The following is a 2,263-nucleotide window of genomic DNA, read 5'->3' as shown; positions in this document are numbered from 1 at the left end:
GTGGAGCGTCTTCCTCGACGAGGCTGAACCACACGAAGAAGACGGCAACGACGCCCACCGCCAGCCCGATCGCCCAGTAGCGCCGAATCAAGAGTCCGGCGAGTACCGAGGGTGCGAAGACCGCGAGCAGCAGCGTGTTAGGCCTTTCAGCCTCCTGCGCGAAGACGATGCTCAGACTGGCCAGGTAGACCACGGCCATCCCGGCCGAGGCGAACAACGCCGTTGCGTTCAACTCTCGATCAGTCATCGTTCCGAACGGCGAGCGGCGGGGGCCGGAATCGGACCCGCGACACCCGGTTTTCAGCCCTGTGCTCTACCACCTGAGCTACCTCGGCCCGGGTCGTCAGCTGAGGCTGCCGCCTCCCGGTCTGCGCGTCGGGCGCCGCATCAGGATACCGATCGGCTTCGCCGCGGGTCAACTCACGGTTCATCCGGAGGTCGTCGCCGAAGGCGCGGCGCTGGCGCCGGCGAGCTGCTCCAGGACGGTAATTCGCTCGGCAATCGGCGGGTGCGTGTCCCACATCGAGCGCGAACGTTCCTCGGTCGTCTTGATCGGGTTCACGATGTACAGGTGCTGGGTGGCCTTGTTGGCGACCTCCAGCGCCTCCGGGTCGTCGGCGATCTTGCGCAGGGCCTGGGCCAGGCCCATTGGGTTGCGGGTCAGCTCGACCGCGCTGACATCGGCCAACCCTTCCCGACGCCGGCTGGCAGCCAGCATGACCAGGCGCGCGATGATCGGGCTCACGACTGACAGCACCAGGGCCAGGATCGCGACCAGGACCAGGATCCCGCCCACCCCGTCTCGGTCGCGCCCTCCCCCGCGCCCGCCGCGAAATCCGCCCCAGAACGAGATGCGGAGGAACCAGTCGGCGATCAGGGCGATCGACCCGACCATGACCCCGATCAGGAGCATGAAGCGGATGTCGAAGTTTCGAACGTGGCTGAACTCGTGGGCGATGACGCCCTGCAGCTCCTCCCGGTCCAACTTCTCCAACAGGCCGGCCGTGACCGCCAACGACGCGTGCTTGGGGTCGCGTCCGGTGGCGAAGGCATTGGGCGCGGTGTCCGGGATGACGTAGACGCGCGGCATGGGCAGCCCGCTCGCCAGCCGCATCTCCTCGACCACGTTCATTAGCTGCCGGACCGTGTCGGGTGGGTTGGCGCGGTCAATCTCGCGCGCGTCACTGGCAGCCAGCACCAGCCGGTCACCGGCAAAGTACGACCCGCTGCCCAGGAGCACGGCGAGGACGAGGGCAAACGGGATCCCGAACCACTCGTATCCCAGCGCGTACCCCGCGCTCCCGGCGAGCGCCACCAGGAGCAGGGTCACCACCAGCATGAGGACCCAGCTCGCGCGCCGGTTGGCGGCGATCTGGGCGTAGAACGTCGGGGCGGAGCCGGTCACCTTCGCGGATCGCCCGGCGCCGCGGGTCAGCTCCGGAGGTTCACCTCGGGCACCGCGGTATCGGTCTCCTCGATCTGGAAGTAGTCGCGCTCGCTGAACCCGAGGGCCCCGGCGAACAGGACGTTGGGGAAAGTCTGGATCGACGTGTTCAGCTCCCGCACCGTGGCGTTGTAATGCTGGCGAGCGAAGCCGATCTGGTTCTCGGTCGTGGTCAGCTCCTCCTGGAGCTGCATGACGTTCTGGTTGGCCTTGAGGTCGGGGTAGTTCTCGACCAGCGCGAACAGCTGGCGCAGGGCGCCGGTCAGGAAGTTCTCGGCGCCGCCGGCGGCGGCCGCGCCCTGCCCCGCTGCGCTGACGGCCGCATTGCGGGCCTCGGTGACCCGGGTCAGGGTCTCCTGCTCGAACTCCATGTAACCCTTTACCGCGTTCACGAGGTTCGGGATCAGGTCGTGCCGGCGCTTGAGCTGCACGCTGATCTGATTCCAGGCCTCGTCGACCTGGTTGCGGAGCCGTACCAGGCCGTTGTAAATGACGATGCCGCCGATGACGACGACCGCGACGACGATCAGCAGGATCCAGGGAAGGGCGTCCATCAGGACCAGGTCTCCTCAGGTGAGTGTGATGACCCGCATGGTACTCGCGAGTTATGGTGGGCGGTGAGGGGCTCGAACCCCCGACCCCCTCGGTGTAAACGAGGTGCTCTGACCAGCTGAGCTAACCGCCCGCGCGGCAGCCTACGCGAAAACTACGCTCAAAGCGATTCGGCGGGTTGGTGCCCAGGCCGGGACTTGAACCCGGATGAGTTGCCTCATACGCCCCTCAAACGTACGCGTATACCAATTCCGCCACCTGGGCAGG

Annotated in this window: 3 protein-coding genes and 2 tRNA genes; all 5 read right to left on the bottom strand. The window is 67.0% G+C overall.

Annotated elements, in window-relative coordinates:
• Positions 1 to 247, bottom strand: a 247-nt coding sequence (locus AABM41_09775) for a hypothetical protein (protein ID MEK6192584.1), incomplete at its 3' end; no start/stop codon positions are given.
• 180 nt (positions 248 to 427) lie between these two features.
• Entirely contained in the window at positions 428 to 1,405 is a 978-nt protein-coding gene (locus tag AABM41_09770) for a M48 family metallopeptidase (GenBank protein MEK6192583.1), read from the bottom strand.
• Positions 1,406 to 1,431: 26 nt separating this feature from the next.
• Positions 1,432 to 1,998, bottom strand: coding sequence for a LemA family protein (locus tag AABM41_09765; protein MEK6192582.1), 567 nt, complete (start codon positions 1,996 to 1,998; stop codon positions 1,432 to 1,434).
• 54 nt (positions 1,999 to 2,052) lie between these two features.
• Positions 2,053 to 2,129: transfer RNA gene (locus AABM41_09760), tRNA-Val, on the bottom strand.
• Positions 2,130 to 2,175: 46 nt separating this feature from the next.
• Positions 2,176 to 2,260 (bottom strand) — tRNA-Leu (locus tag AABM41_09755).
• Positions 2,261 to 2,263 lie beyond the last annotated feature (3 nt).

Source organism: Chloroflexota bacterium (assembly GCA_038040195.1).
GTDB lineage: Bacteria > Chloroflexota > Limnocylindria > QHBO01 > QHBO01 > DASTEQ01.
The sequence above is the reverse complement of the archived record's forward strand: the minus strand, read 5'-3'. Positions and strand labels throughout refer to the sequence as shown.